The following is a 13794-nucleotide window of genomic DNA, read 5'->3' as shown; positions in this document are numbered from 1 at the left end:
GAACCTGATGGGAAACAATACAACAGTCTAATTAACAGATTACAAAAAATAAAACCAATAGAGTATTAATTTTTTATTATTTTTGAAAAATTACAAAAACAGATGAAAGAAATTCACAGGTTTACTCATTATTCCTTTTTTACAGAAATGTCCGAGCTGGCATTAGAGAACGGAAGCTTTGACCTTTCTCTGGGACTTCCTGATTTTGATATTGATGAGCGGTTGAAGTCTTTTTTAAAAGAATCGGCAGAACTCAATACCCATCATTATGAGCCCCTTGCCGGCAATCCCCTGCTGATCGAAAACATCATCACGTTCAATACAAAAAGAAAAAACAGTATTTCTGTTTCAGCCCATGAGGTAACGATTATCCCATGCGCCACCTTTGCTTTATATACCGCACTTAAATCTGTTTTAAATCAGGGAGATGAAGTCATCATTATTCAACCTTCATATTATACCTATGCACCCGCTGTGGTGATGAACGGAGGAATTCCTGTATATTACGATCTGGATCATAATTTAACTGTAAACTGGGATTTGTTTAAAAATCGCATTTCGGAAAAAACAAAAGCGATCATTATCAATTCTCCACAGAATCCGACCGGGAAAATCTGGAAAAAGGAAGATTGGAATCAGCTGTATGAATTGATCAGGAACCGGGATATCTATTTAATTTCAGAAGAGATTTATGATACGTACTGTTATGATGAGGCTGAACATTACAGCTCTTTCATTCATCCGGATCTTAGAAACAGGACATTCTGTATTTTCTCATTCGGCAAAATGTTTCATACATCAGGATGGAAAGTCAGCTATATGTTGGCTTCTGAGGAATTAACTGCATTGTTCAGGTGCCATCAGCAATATATTTCCTATAGTACGAATGCTCCGTCCCAATATGCTCTGGCAAAGTATCTGGAAGTATTTGATCCGGCTGTGAATAAAGCCATGATGCAGAAAAAAAGAGACATTTTCAATGAGCTTGTCAAAGGAACACCTTTAATCATTGAGCAAAAGGCTGAAGGAAGTGTTTTCCAGATCGTTAATTTCAGAAACGTTTCCAAAACCATGACCGATGTGGAATTCTCAAAATGGCTGACAATTGAAAAAAAAGTGGCATGCCTTCCTCTTTCGGCATTTTATGATTCAAGACAAAATTCGGATTATATCAGATTTACTTTTGCAAAAAAAGATGAAGTGATTATCGAAGCATTAGAACACTTAAGAAAAAATCTTTGATCCGGCTCTGTATCCTTGTATAGCTGGTTAATTTTCATTCGGACCTTAAAATCTGCGTCATCTGCGAGATCTGCGGGAGTAAAAATTATATCGCAGATTAATCATAATAAAAGCACCGCATATTGCGGTGCTTTCAGTAGTATATTCTAATAGACTTTAAAGAGTGAGAACCCTTACATCTATTCTTCTGTTTTTAGCTTTACATTCATCGGTATCATTAGCTTCGCAGATCGGATGCTGTGAGCCATAGCCTTCTGCCTCTACCCTGTCTGAAGATATCCCAAGCTCGAGCAGTTTAAGCTTGGCTGTTTGCGCTCTCAGGTTGGAAAGCTTCTGATTGCTTTCTTCATTACCGCTGTTGTCAGTATATCCGCCTAGTTTTATTTTAAGATCCGGATAGGTATTCAGGATTTCCGCCAGATTATTCAGCTGCTGCTCATATCCTGCTTTCAGATCGCTTGATCCTGTTTCAAAATACAGGTTTTCTATGGTATACCATTTATTAGGATCCAGCAGAGCCTGGTCTTTTTTCTCAATAGCATTATAAAGATGATAGATCTGGCTATTCTCTCCTATAGCAATGGTCTTTCCATCTTTCAGCTTTACCTGTTGAACATTTCCTGTTTCATATACAAAGTCTCCGTTTTCATTAAGATGTCCTGTCACTTCCCCTGAAGAAGCATGTACTGTCGCAACATTGGCATTGGAAAATCCGGTTAAGCTTTCTATTTTCGCTTTTCTGTTAGCTTCGATCTTATCTTTATGTAAAACAGCTAAAGTAGGGGCGATAACCAAAGAAACGATTGACATTAATTTGATAAGAATATTCATGGATGGCCCGGAGGTGTCTTTAAACGGATCTCCCACTGTATCTCCGGTTACGGAAGCTTTATGAGGTTCAGAACCCTTATAATAGGTTTGTCCATTGATATCCACCCCTTTTTCAAATGATTTTTTAGCATTATCCCAGGCTCCTCCGGCATTATTCTGGAACATCCCCATCAGAACACCGCTTACTGTAGCACCGGCCAGAAATCCTCCCAAAACTTCAGGTCCAAAGATAAACCCGACCAGTAATGGTGAAATAATAGCTATGGCTCCCGGCAGCATCATTTTTCTGATGGATGCATCTGTAGAAATAGCGACACATTTCTCATATTCCGGTTGTGCTTTTCCTTCTAAGATTCCGGGAATTTCACGGAACTGCCTTCTCACTTCTTCTACCATTGCCATTGCAGCCTGTCCTACCGCCGTAATCGCTAAAGACGAGAAAATAAACGGAATCATTCCGCCTACAAATAATCCGGCTAAAACGTCTGCCCTGTAAATATCAATCCCGTCAATCCCTGCGATTCCTACAAAAGCCGCAAACAATGCCAATGCAGTCAATGCTGCTGAAGCAATGGCAAATCCTTTCCCTGTTGCGGCAGTTGTATTCCCTACGGCATCCAGGATATCTGTTTTTTCACGGACTTCTTTAGGCAGTTCGCTCATTTCAGCAATACCCCCGGCATTATCCGCAATCGGCCCGAAAGCATCTATAGCCAGCTGCATTGCCGTAGTGGCCATCATTCCTGCCGCAGCAATGGCGACTCCATATAATCCGGCACATAAGTAAGAGCCATATATTCCTCCTGCCAGTACAATGATCGGAAGTAACGTAGACTCCATCCCAACGGAAAGTCCTCCGATGATATTGGTAGCATGACCGGTAGAAGACTGCCTCACAATACTGGAAACAGGTCTTTTTCCCATAGCGGTATAATATTCCGTAATAATACTCATTAAAGTTCCTACAACCAATCCTACCATAATAGCCCCGAACACTCCCATTTTAGTAAATTCGTGTCCCCTTAAAACCATTTTGTCCGGAAGAATATAGGTAACCAGAAAATAAGAAGCGACGGCAGTAATGACAATACTGCCCCAGTTTCCCAGATTCAGCGCATTCTGTACGCTGGAAGTGGATGAGCCTTCATTATCATTGATTCTTACAAATAAAGTTCCTATCATTGAGAAAATAATTCCCGTTCCTGCAATCAACATCGGTAAAAGAATCGGTGCAAAGCCCCCAAAAGAATCTTCAGAGATCGTTTCTCTTCCTAATACCATTGTCGCAAGAACCGTAGCCACATAAGAACCGAAAAGGTCAGCTCCCATCCCGGCTACATCTCCCACATTATCCCCTACATTATCCGCAATAGTCGCAGGGTTTCTGGGATCATCTTCCGGAATTCCTGCTTCTACTTTTCCCACCAGGTCAGCACCTACATCGGCCGCTTTTGTATAAATACCACCTCCTACTCTTGCAAAAAGCGCGATGGATTCAGCCCCCAGAGAAAATCCGGTAAGAATTTCAATTGTTCTTTCCATCTCATGAGAGTCTACGGTGGCATCCGGTGCGAAGATCTGCTTAATGATCAGGAATAGCGCTCCCAAACCCAAAACAGCCAGTCCTGCCACTCCCATTCCCATTACGGAGCCTCCTGTAAAGGATACCTTAAGTGCTTTGGAAAGTGAAGTCCTTGCTGCTTCAGCAGTTCTTACATTTGCTTTTGTAGCGATTCTCATCCCAATAAAACCTGCTAAAGCAGAAAATATGGCTCCAACGACAAAGGCAGCTCCTATGCTCCAATGCGAATTGGCATTACTGGATCCCATCACGGCCAGTAAAATGGCGACCACCACCACAAAGTAGGTTAAAATTTTATATTCGGCTTTTAGAAAAGCCATTGCACCATCAGCAATATGCCCGCTGATCGTTTTCATTTTTTCATTTCCGGCATTCTGTTTACTGACCCAGTTGCTCTGAAGAAATGTGTAAAGTAAAGCTACGACACCAAAAATTGGCACTAACACAAATAGATCCATAGTTTAATATTTTTTTGGTAATAGAAAATTAAATATAATAAATAATTACCATCAAAGCATTAAAAAATTTGACAGTTCTGCGATTACCTTTGAAAGAATGTAAAAAATACTGATAGATCTGAACCTGAAATATAATGGTAAAAACAGGGATTAACAATAGGATTAAACCATTAACAGATAATAAGAATTAAAAAATATCGGTGCTTATCTTCACCAATAAAAAAGGATAAACAGTTTCCCGTTTATCCTTTATATATTCTAAATCAGAGTATCTTATCCTCCGAATTTATCTGCATAGTCAGTCTGAGAAGCTTTGATCACTTTTCTTGCATGTTCAGCACCGTATACCTCCTGGATTCTGCATTTTGCAGGCTCATCCGGTAAGTTTTTATAGGTCAGGAAGTAGTGCATCAGTCTTTTAACTTCCGCTTCCGGTAATTCAGAGATATCTCTGAAATGTCCAAAAGCATGGTCATTAATCATCACCGCTACAATTTTATCATCAGCTTCTCCCCCGTCAATCATTTTGAACCCTCCGATTGGAATAGCCTCCATCAACAAACCTCCTGCATGGATATTGTGAGAACTTAAAACACAAATATCAAGAGGATCATGATCTCCCATTGTCACATCTGTAGCTCCTGATTCTATAGCAAGCTTCATCACTTCATTATCACAGTATGTTCTTGGAACAAAACCGTATAAAGCCGGGATAATGTTAGAGAACTTCTGCGGCCTGTCTACCTTTAAATATCCTGTTTCTTTATCTACTTCATATTTAATAGTATCTGAAGGAACAATTTCCACAAATACGTTTACAACGTTTGGCGCATCTTCTCCTGCAGAAATTCCGTGCCACGGATGTGCTTTAAAATTTGGAATCATTATTTATCTGTTATTTTTTAAGTTATTATTAAAATTTCTTTTCTTAGATCCTCCATTGTTGCCGCAATATAATCGCTGCCCTCCATATAGTTCATGATGAAGATCGTTTTAAACTCATCCAGTTCGGCATTTCCCTTCAATCCGTCATAGGTTTTGTGAAGCAGTTCTATTACAGCATTTTTAGAGTCTACAATATTTTTCCATGAGTTTTTCGTCATGTAAAGCTGTTGTGAAGAATTATACTCAAACTCTTCATTGATCGTCTTTTCCGTGAGAAAAATAAATTCATGAACAGCCAGCCCTTTATCAAATTTCTGCACAAGGTTTGACGGCTTTATCCTGTCAAGAAACAGGGTCATCCTTTCATAGGAATGTGCTTTGTTCTCTGAATTTGATTTCACAGTAAGCAGCTTGATTTCCTGATTTTTAAGGGTAATGTACGAGTGTACAAATTGTCTGAGCAAAACCAGAAAAGGAATTGCAATGATCAATGCAAATGCATATGGTAAATATCCTGAAAGACTCGTCATAATTTTAGACTGCAAAATTACTAATTATTTTCCGGCTTGTAAAGAGTTTTTGAAGATATCCACCTTAGAATTCTGTATGTAGATCATAGAGAGTATAATTAAAAGGTAAAAACCAAGCATCATTCTGTTGACCAATGACGGAAAAACTAAAAATCGCAAAAAAACCGTCCCATAAATAATCGCAAAAAATAAAAGCTGCGCCTGATTTTTCTTGTTTCTGAAGGAAAAATTATTCGCCAGAATAATGACTAAAAATAACAGTAAAAGAGGAAAATAAGAAGTGTTGAACTCAAAAAGGATTTTACTTTTAATAAAATGCCAATAATCAGGGAAATAAAATGGATCAGGATCAGATACGGGATAAAGCTGAACTTGTATAAACTGATTCATCAATAAGGTAGACCATGAAACCTGGTTAAAATACTGGATCAGAAAGAAAGTAAGGAAAAGATATCCATATGAAAAAAACAGTATTTTGGTTTCGACCCTCAGGTTCTTTCTGTATAGGTAAATAAAAATGTACAGGAATGAATAAAAAATAAAATACTCAGGTCTTGTCAGGATACATAACATGGCAAAAATACATGCAGAAAATAAATTCTTTTTAACGGTAAATGCATAAAAGCTTAAAAGCAGCAATACGCATGATAAAGAATCCGCTGAAGCATGTCTGCTAGCTTCAAGAAGAGGCTTGAATAAGGAAAGCAGTACCGTTATGATGATCGCAAGAGTATGATTCTTCAGTATTTTTATCAAAAAAACAAAGATTAGAATGAGAATCAGAGCATATGATATAATTGAGATTAAAAATGTAGAAGTGGACGCACTGAAACCGAGCTTGAAGAACGACCAGTTGATAAAATTGTAAAAAGGCTTTACCACAAAAAGCTGTAGCTCTTCTTCGTATGCTTTCGGATTTTCTGATAAAATTTTGTAATAGGTGCTCTCCCCTTTGGCCAGCTCCTCCACCATGGGATTTACAGGATCAAATCCTGCAAAGTGAGGATTCTTTTCTTTCAGTTCATCATATACTTTCTGATGGATCTCTTCAATCTTCATATCGGGATATTCCGTTTTATAGATCAGTCCCATATAAGCTTCCATATCAGAATTGTAGTACTGATGGGTATAAAGATAGCATGACATGAAGCAGACATAGACTGAAAATATAAAAACAAGAATATTTCTCCCTTTTTTCATATATTATAAACCATTTTTATTGAGATTGAACCTTTACGCAGTAAACTGTTATTTTTCAAATTACTTCTTAAAAAAAATAAATTTCAACAATTTACATTAAACAGAGCAATATTTCCTATTATAAAAAAGCTTTTCCGCTGAAAAGAAATGTTCCCAGCTTTTTTAAAAGATCTTTTCCGGAGTTTTCAATAATTCCGTAAGGTTTCAGTTCTGGGCGAAATCCTCTGAAAAATTCCTCAATATTTGGCAGCTCACCTCCTTCAAAATCAAAAATTTGGGCTTCTATTGTTTCTTTGATTTTCTGGTCAATCAGAGCAGATGCCCCGGATATTTTTACATATTCCTTATCATTAAATGTCCCCAAAAGAACAGCCGTGTGAGGATCAGAATAAGTAGCAATAGCATTGATCATTTTACCATGATAATAGAAAGCTGAGAATTTAAGCCGGTTCAGCTGATAAAGACCTTCGTAAATCCGCATGAATTCAGACCGGTCGCTTTCTTTGCTTAAACCTATCGTATGAAGGTCCATAAAGGGCTTTACTTCGTCATATGTTGCGTTTCTGATTTCTGATTTTTCCAGAATTTCTTCATTCAGCCGGAGTTTTCTTTTTCTTTTAGGGGAATAGTTGGCATATACTTTTTCATAAGAATCAGGATAAATCAAAAAATTTTTCTTTGTTCTGATCTGTCTCCGGAATTGGTTGACATCATTAAACTGATAAAGGCTTATGAGATAATTTTTCTCAAGATGCTTTAAAAAGGCATCATTAAGATCCGAATCATCTTTACCTGAAAAAATGCCTAATTGCTGACAGAGTTTCGGATTATGTACAATTTTAATTCCATATTTTCTTACATAGGAGACAGGCATTACCGCTTCATAATCTCCATACATCAGAATTTCCCATTGCTTCTTTGAAGTGACATCTAAAAATTCTTTGGCAGCACTGTATTTTCTCTGTTCGGAGCTTTCCAAACATTGAGAATATTTTACAAAATCAATTTCATTGTAGTGTAATCTTCTAATCATAATAATCCTGCGTCCGAGAAGCTAAAATATGAATTCTGGGTAATAATAAGGTGGTCTAAAAGCTGGATAGCCAATGTTTTTCCTGCCTCTTTTATTTTTTGGGTAATGTTGACATCTTCCCTGCTGGGCTTCAGACTGCCGGACGGATGATTATGGGCAATGATGATTCCTGTTGCAAAATGATCTAAAGCCGTTTTAAATAAAATTCTTACATCAACAATCGATTGGCTTATTCCTCCCTGCGTTAATTGTGAAATGTGGATAACCTTGTTACTGTTATTCAGAAAGATGGCCCAAAATTCTTCAGTTCTCAGGTCGGAAAGTTGATTTTTAAGAATCAGATAAGCATCATTACTGTTGCCCAGAGTGGATTTTTCCGGAATCTCCTGTCCTGCCCTTCTCTTTCCAATCTCTAAAGCTGAGATAATAGAGATGGCTTTTGCTTCACCAATACCTTTAAACTTCATCAGATCTTTCACAGAAAGCAGGCTCAATTGATGCCAGTTATTATTCACTGAAACTAAGATTTTCCTTGCCAGCTCTACAACACTTTCTTCTTTATTTCCGCTTCCCATAATAATGGCTAATAGTTCGGAATCAGAAAGAGAGCTTTTACCTTTCTGCAAAAACTTTTCTCTCGGTCTGTCATCTTCGGCAAGAAATTTTATAAGCATGGAAATGAATTATAGATGATGAATTAATAGAATGTGTATAAGATGATCGGCTGCTTTGATTGATCAATATATTTAGCAGATTCTTTAAAAGCATTTGCTGAAAGCATAGGACAGCCTAAACTTAAGCATGCCGGAGTTTGAGATTCCCTATCCGGTACACATTCAAAAGAATGAAGGACAATAGCCCTTTGCATCGCATTGCTGTTGGTAGAATCCAATCCTTTTAAACGGTACGCCTTTCCAAATTTCCCTACATAGCTTTCTCCGATCGAATACTTCCCTAAAGAAGACTGATAAGATCCTTCCCTATTACTGAACTGTAAAGCATCCGATCCTGGAATAACAGAACCTGAACCGTGAGAAACAACAGCTTTATGTACTATTTTATCGTCTTTCAGGTCATAGATAAAATAACGGTACTTTCCTGAAGGAATTTTAAAGTTAATAAAAACTGCCAGGTCCTGATTATATTCTTTTCCTTTGATATAGTTCTTAACCTCAGAAATTTTTGATTGAGGCAATCCCGAGGTATCCAACTGCTGGCAACCAGCTTTGGAACAGGAAATTAAGAATACAAAAAGGAAAAGAAAAGGTTTCATCATTTGGTGTGTGTCCTGCTATTCTATAATCATTCCGTCTTTCATGACGAGCTTCCGGTCTGTGATCTCAGCAAGATTCGGGTTATGCGTCACAATCACAAAGGTCTGATTGTACTTATCCCTCAGGTCAAAAAACAACCTGTGAAGATCATCCGCATTTTTTGAATCCAGATTTCCCGTTGGCTCATCTGCAAAGATAATTTTCGGTGAATTGATTAAAGCTCTTGCTACGGCAACCCTCTGAGCTTCTCCACCGGAAAGCTGATTGGGCTTATGATTCAGCCTCTGTTCGATCTTCAGGTCTTCAAATAAAGCATATGCCTTCTCGATCGCTTCTCTCTCATTGGCTCCGGCAATTTTTGTCGGAAGCAGAACATTCTCCAGCGCTGTAAACTCCGGAAGCAGCTGATGAAACTGAAATACAAAGCCGATATTCTGATTTCTGAATTTTGACAGCTGCTTATCATTCATATTAATAAATGATTCACCGGCAATCGCAATTTCAGTATCATATTTACCGGACTGAGTCGGATGGTCAAGAGTTCCCAGAATCTGCAGCAATGTAGACTTACCTGCTCCTGATTCTCCTACAATAGAAACAACTTCTCCTGTTTTGATATGAATATCAACTCCTTTCAGTACTTCTAAATTCCCATAAGATTTATGGATATTTCTCGCTTTAATCATGACTCAAAAATACTAATTTGATTTTGAAATTCCTGCAAAAAAAGCTACGATAATTCTAAAAAATTTCAAGTCCGGCAACAATAGAACCTTCCATTTTGAAGGGCTTATTCTTTTGTATTATCTGATATACAATAGTCAATAAAAGTATCCCTTTTTACTGAAAGGCAGATTGAGTGTAAATTTATTTTAAAATAAGCCCTATTTCAATAATTCATCAAGTTTATTGAGCAATTTTCTAAATTCTGCTTCAGCATAGCTCACCGTAAAAAACAAAAAACCTCCCGTTTGGGAGGTTTTACTATTTTCATATCAGAAATTACAGTAACAATGTTAATGGATTTTCCAAATAGGTTCTTAATGTCTGTAAGAATTCAGCTCCTGTGGCACCGTCCACCACTCTGTGGTCACATGCCAATGAAAGTTTCATGGTGTTACCCACTACGATCTGACCGTTCTTAACGATTGGTTTCTCGATGATCGCTCCTACTGAAAGGATGGCAGAGTTAGGCTGGTTGATGATACTTGTAAATGTTTCGATTCCGAACATTCCAAGATTAGAAATAGAGAATGTAGATCCTTCCATTTCCTCCCGGTATTACGATATTTTCTTTAGTAACATTTATCTTTTTCACATCACCATTCCCATCTACTTTTCCTAGGCCGATCCCGGCATTGAATTGATCTAAAATGTATGCCAAACCTGCACTACGCCCTGTGATATCTCCTATAGAACTGACATAGGCTCCGCTTTCATAATTGCTATTGATATCAGAAAAACTTGACCCTACAGCAGATCCTTCCAAAAACCTATGTGTTGAAGGATCATAATTCTGGCTTCTGGGATAGTTGGCCAGAAAATTAATCCCTAAGCTTCTGTCATTGACGATCAATACATAGACTTCTGGAGTACCATGGTAATTGCCATATACAAAACGATACTTAAAATTGCTATTGGTAAGCATTTCCTCAAGCATACCATACAAATCACCGGCACACGGCGCACCAAAACCTCCGGCATGTGAATGCCATGCCAGACAATTGAGAAGTGGGTATACTTCCGTTGGTAGCTGATCCTTCTTTAGGGGGCGTTACATCATAAGTGCCATCCGCTTTTTGGCCTATTGCCACAGCCCATTCATTCTGAGCTGTTGTCTTTGCTTTCAGAACGGCATCCATATTTTGCTGCACTTTAGCATTTCTATAAACATTATTTGCAAGGGTTACCACAGGCTTCATCTTTTTACACGGATCATCATCAAGACTCATATAATCCGGAAACTTATGCTTAGAGCCATCACCTGACATAGACTGACCTCCTCCCATAAGACCATTTTTTGGGTCTGCCCACGAAGCATCCTTCCACCAGTTTTATCAGAGATGATTTGATAATACAAATGCTGTTTCATTTTTGAAACAGCATTTGTACATTCTATTGTTTTATCAGTTTGATTGAAGTGTCTTTAGGGATCAGTGTAACATAGGTTTTGATCTGTGGGCATTTAGTTAAATTAACAAGATCCGGTTCCCTCCAAAATATCAGAGACAACTCATTCTGATTATTTGGTTTTGATGCTAAATATAATGTTCCAAAATCATTACATGCACCATTTACAACATAGTTCAAAGAATACATCTTTACATTAGATGTAACAAAATTCAACCCTGACAAAAAAGTCTTATCATCCGGCTTGTCCAGGGAACTATAGATTACATTTCCGCTATCATCCGTTACCAATAATCTTCCTATTAATTTATCTCTTTTAATTCTATCTCCAACAGCCAATTTCTTAATAAACCTAAATTCATAATTTTTTCCATTATAGGAACCTTTCCACGTGCCTACGTACATATCAAGGGAATTGTTGATATCTTTTATATAAGTGATACCTTCTGGTAGACTTCTTCCATCAGATTGTCGGGGATAAGCAGCTGCCTGTTCCAGACTAATAACCTGGGATTTGAATGTTGTTAATCCTATAGTGAATAGTAGTAATATGATAATATTTTTCATTTTCTTTATTTTAATTTATTCTGGACAGTCTGTTGACTCTATTGTATTACTGTCCGTTTTTGAAATTTCTTTTTTGGAAATAGTACCATCATCTGCATTTACTTTATACAGGCTTACGCCATATACGCCCATCTTATCTTTGATAAAGTTAAGAAAATTTACTTCATTGGTTCTGTCTTTGTTGTTTTCAAAATAATCTTTATACATTTCCCTATATGTTTCATCATCGGAAAAATTCGTTTTTATATTGTACTTGGTGCCGGAAAATTTCAGCATATAATCCCCTTCACTGGAAATCATCGTAGCATAGATATTTTCCAAAGGCCTGCCCTCATCAGCATTGTACTGGGCAATTTGCATAAAGGCGATCACATCAGACGGAGAAAACATCCTGATCGGTTTTTTGGGGACAGTGGCTCCATCTTCAGTAATTTCATAGTCGTTGAGGTGGGTATGCATATAGCCTATCATGCTGATGCTGGGACTGAGATCCATCCCGTCAGAATTCTCAGTGCTGGCTGATGGAAGAATCTCTACATAAGATCCCGTTTTATATTGTGCATATCCCGTTTCTTTTTTCTCTCCGGTCTTGGTTTTAAGATGGGCTATTTTAGCCTGATAGGCAGAATCAATAACCTGTGCTTTCATCTTTTTACACGGATCATCATCTGGACTCATATAATCCGGAAACTTATGCTTGGAGCCATCACCTGACATAGACTGACCTCCTCCCATAGGACCGTTTTTTGGGTCTGCCCACGAAGCATCCTTCCACCAGTCATAACCAGGATGATGAAGGATAAAGCCGCCGGTCTGATCCATATGACTGATCTTAACTATCGTTATCTCTTCTATTTCATTGACACGGATGTGCTCTTCATTGGTCCCAATCCCCCTGGACATCACAGGACCTGCTGGATAGAGGTTATCCACCGCATACTGCAGCCTTGCAAGCACCTGAAGGGTGGCGGGTTCCGAATTCTGCACTACTGTAAACTGCACATAGTCTCTGGCGGGGGTAACAATCCCATGGATAAAAGCCGTTACCTGATCTCCTTTGAGAATCGGGAAAGCGATAGCCTTAGAATTGTTTCCGTAAGTATAGGTAGATACAGCATAGAAAGGAGATCCGAATTTGCTGTAAAACTCCTGGCTGAAAGCAGTGTTTTCAGCATCAGTAAGAAAGGCAGCGATTGTTTCCTTAAAAGGTACTTTATAGCTTACTGCAGAGATAGGAATGTTTACGGTAGAGATGTAAGGAGTGCTGTTCCTTTCAGCTGCCCGCTGAAAATCCTGCTGCCTGTTTTCATTCCTGAATTTGGTATCAGATTGTACTTTTTCATCAAATTTCTGAAACATGGCTATAGGTGCACGGAACTGGACCTGCTCTTCAATAGCAAGAACTTCATCTTCTGTACGGCAGGAATGCAACGAAAAGGCAATAGTTCCCACAAGGGCAAGCCTAAGAATTAAATTTTTTCTCATAAGCATTTGTTTTTTTTTGGTTGTTAAATATAATTATTTTTTCAAATATGAGGGAAATAAATGATCAGACAAAATCTATTTTTGCATAATTCTACCCTTTATCCGGGTAATATTTTTGACAAAATTATTTATATATTTGTTTAAAATAACGGAACATGACCAACAACGTTGCAGAGAAAATAAAGAGACTGCGCAAGTCTAAAGGATTCTCCCAGGAAGAAATGGCTGAAAGGCTGCATATTTCACAATCTGCCTATGCCAGAATAGAAACTGGAGAGAGCCATTCCTGGGCAGCGCATATAGAAAAGCTTAGTGAAATTTTCGAAATAAAACCGGAAAATTTTCTTACGGATGAAGCAAATAATCTTGAACAAGAAAACACTGAACAAAAAGGTGGAATGGCTTTTCAATTTGTAGGAACCATTAATACGATCAATTCACTTTCAGAGAAACTGATAGAGCAGTATGAAGAAAGGATAGAAGAGTTGAAATTACAGTTAAAAGAACTTAAGGACGAAATCAAAATCCTGAAAAAGTAATTTTTCAAATATAAAAACGAAAAAAAACCTCCCAATTT

14 protein-coding genes and 1 pseudogene are annotated in these 13794 nt (G+C 37.9%); 2 read left to right on the top strand and 13 right to left on the bottom strand.

Annotation, left to right across the window (positions count from 1 at the left end):
* Nucleotides 1–102: 102 nt before the first annotated feature.
* On the top strand, nt 103–1242 hold the full coding sequence (locus AC4IF5_RS09270) for an aminotransferase class I/II-fold pyridoxal phosphate-dependent enzyme (RefSeq protein ID WP_490733813.1): 1140 nt from the start codon (nt 103–105) through the stop codon (nt 1240–1242).
* 156 nt (nt 1243–1398) lie between these two features.
* Here the strand turns inward: AC4IF5_RS09270 and AC4IF5_RS09265 are convergent, their stop codons facing one another.
* From AC4IF5_RS09265 to AC4IF5_RS09205, 13 genes and pseudogenes are all read right to left on the bottom strand, one after another.
* The gene (locus AC4IF5_RS09265; RefSeq protein WP_490733811.1) at nt 1399–4113 is read right to left on the bottom strand and encodes a sodium-translocating pyrophosphatase; all 2715 of its coding nucleotides are present in this window, start codon (nt 4111–4113) and stop codon (nt 1399–1401) included.
* Nucleotides 4114–4386: 273 nt separating this feature from the next.
* Nucleotides 4387–4998: an inorganic pyrophosphatase gene (locus AC4IF5_RS09260; protein ID WP_490733810.1), complete on the bottom strand. Its 612-nt coding sequence runs from the start codon at nt 4996–4998 to the stop codon at nt 4387–4389.
* Nucleotides 4999–5015: 17 nt separating this feature from the next.
* The gene (locus AC4IF5_RS09255; protein WP_490733809.1) at nt 5016–5528 is read right to left on the bottom strand and encodes a DUF7935 family protein; all 513 of its coding nucleotides are present in this window, start codon (nt 5526–5528) and stop codon (nt 5016–5018) included.
* 24 nt (nt 5529–5552) lie between these two features.
* Nucleotides 5553–6728, bottom strand: a complete 1176-nt coding sequence (locus tag AC4IF5_RS09250) for a hypothetical protein (protein WP_490733808.1) — start codon at nt 6726–6728, stop codon at nt 5553–5555.
* A 118-nt stretch (nt 6729–6846) separates the two neighbouring features.
* Complete coding sequence (locus AC4IF5_RS09245; protein WP_490733806.1) at nt 6847–7707, bottom strand: hypothetical protein; 861 nt, start codon at nt 7705–7707, stop codon at nt 6847–6849.
* Nucleotides 7708–7757: 50 nt separating this feature from the next.
* Entirely contained in the window at nt 7758–8435 is a 678-nt protein-coding gene (gene radC / locus AC4IF5_RS09240) for a RadC family protein (protein WP_490733804.1), read from the bottom strand.
* A 23-nt stretch (nt 8436–8458) separates the two neighbouring features.
* Complete coding sequence (locus AC4IF5_RS09235) at nt 8459–9037, bottom strand: murein L,D-transpeptidase catalytic domain-containing protein (protein WP_490733802.1); 579 nt, start codon at nt 9035–9037, stop codon at nt 8459–8461.
* A gap of 15 nt (nt 9038–9052) precedes the next feature.
* A complete protein-coding gene (locus AC4IF5_RS09230) occupies nt 9053–9721 on the bottom strand; it encodes an ABC transporter ATP-binding protein (protein WP_490733801.1) in 669 nt (222 codons plus the stop codon).
* 316 nt (nt 9722–10037) lie between these two features.
* Nucleotides 10038–10307, bottom strand: a pseudogene (locus AC4IF5_RS09225) (2-oxo acid dehydrogenase subunit E2); the annotation flags it as partial.
* Nucleotides 10276–10695: a hypothetical protein gene (locus tag AC4IF5_RS09220; protein WP_490733799.1), complete on the bottom strand. Its 420-nt coding sequence runs from the start codon at nt 10693–10695 to the stop codon at nt 10276–10278. The gene AC4IF5_RS09220 and the pseudogene AC4IF5_RS09225, both read right to left, overlap by 32 nt.
* A gap of 10 nt (nt 10696–10705) precedes the next feature.
* Nucleotides 10706–11044, bottom strand: coding sequence for a hypothetical protein (locus AC4IF5_RS09215; RefSeq protein WP_490733797.1), 339 nt, complete (start codon nt 11042–11044; stop codon nt 10706–10708).
* A gap of 106 nt (nt 11045–11150) precedes the next feature.
* Nucleotides 11151–11732 carry a DUF6705 family protein gene (locus AC4IF5_RS09210; RefSeq protein ID WP_490733796.1) on the bottom strand — a complete coding sequence of 194 codons (582 nt, stop codon included), beginning with the start codon at nt 11730–11732 and terminating at the stop codon, nt 11151–11153.
* A 15-nt stretch (nt 11733–11747) separates the two neighbouring features.
* Nucleotides 11748–13217: a hypothetical protein gene (locus AC4IF5_RS09205; protein ID WP_490733794.1), complete on the bottom strand. Its 1470-nt coding sequence runs from the start codon at nt 13215–13217 to the stop codon at nt 11748–11750.
* Between the two features lie 155 nt (nt 13218–13372).
* Here AC4IF5_RS09205 and AC4IF5_RS09200 point away from each other — a divergent pair, with 155 nt between their 5' ends.
* Entirely contained in the window at nt 13373–13756 is a 384-nt protein-coding gene (locus AC4IF5_RS09200; RefSeq protein ID WP_490733792.1) for a helix-turn-helix domain-containing protein, read from the top strand.
* Nucleotides 13757–13794: the final 38 nt, after the last annotated feature.

This window comes from Chryseobacterium sp. UF-290 (assembly GCF_058245615.1).
This window is presented reverse-complemented; position numbering and strand designations above follow the sequence as displayed.